At 66.9% G+C, this 1,100-nt stretch carries 1 protein-coding gene; it reads right to left on the bottom strand.

Features of this window, described 5'->3' with window-relative positions; translation table 11 throughout:
* A partial coding sequence (glyA, locus tag JNJ68_RS02045) for a serine hydroxymethyltransferase (protein ID WP_294978293.1) occupies window positions 1-1,100 on the bottom strand: 1,100 nt, incomplete at both ends.

Genomic DNA, 1,100 nt, shown 5'->3' with positions numbered 1-1,100 from the left:
TCGGGTTCCGCGAAGCCGCGCGTGGTGCCCGCAGGCGTGCCGAGCCGGACGCCGGAGGTGATCGTCGGCTTCTCGCTGTCGAAGGGGATGCCGTTCTTGTTGCAGGTGATCCAGGCGCGACCCAAGGCCTTCTCGGTCGCGTTGCCCTTCACCCCCTTGGGGCGCAGGTCGACCAGCATCAGATGCGTGTCGGTGCCGCCGGTGACGATGTCGAGCCCGCCCTTCATCAGCTCGTCCGCAAGGGCCTGGGCGTTCTTCACCACCTGGGCCTGGTAGGTCTTGAATTCGGGGCGCAGCGCCTCGCCGAAGGCCACGGCTTTCGCCGCGATCACATGCATCAAGGGGCCGCCCTGGATGCCGGGGAAGATCGCGGAGTTGACCTTTTTCGCGATCTCCTCGTCATTGGTCAGGATCATCCCGCCGCGGGGCCCGCGGAGGGTCTTGTGGGTGGTCGTCGTCGCCACATGGGCATGCGGGAAGGGGCTGGGGTAGAGGCCCGCGGCCACCAGCCCGGCGAAGTGGGCCATGTCGACGAGGAGGTAGGCCCCCACCGAATCCGCGATCTCGCGCATCTTCGCGAAGTCGATGATGCGGGGGATGGCGCTGCCGCCGGCAATGATGAGCTTCGGCTGGTGCTCGGCGGCAAGCTCCGCCAGCTGGTCGTAGTTCAGCGTCAGGTCCTGCTTGCGGACGCCATATTGCACCGCCTTGAACCACTTGCCGGACTGGTTCGGCGCGGCGCCGTGGGTCAGGTGGCCGCCCGCATCCAGCGACATGCCGAGGATGGTGTCGCCGGGCTTCAGCAGCGCCTGGAAGACGCCCTGGTTGGCCTGGGAGCCGGAGTTCGGCTGGACGTTGGCGAAGCTGCATTGGAAGAGCTGCTTCGCCCGGTCGATGGCGAGGTTTTCCGCCACGTCGACATACTGGCAGCCGCCGTAATAGCGCTTGCCAGGATAGCCCTCGGCATATTTGTTGGTCAGGACCGACCCCTGCGCCTCCATCACCGCGCGGGAGACGATGTTCTCGGACGCGATCAGCTCGATCTCGTGGCGCTGGCGGCCAAGCTCCTGGCTCATCGCCCCGAAGAGTTCCGGGTCGCG

It is taken from the genome of Tabrizicola sp. (assembly GCF_016793705.1).
Lineage (GTDB): Bacteria > Pseudomonadota > Alphaproteobacteria > Rhodobacterales > Rhodobacteraceae > Tabrizicola.
Note: the sequence above shows the minus strand (reverse complement) of the source record. Positions and strands in the feature narration are given on the sequence as shown.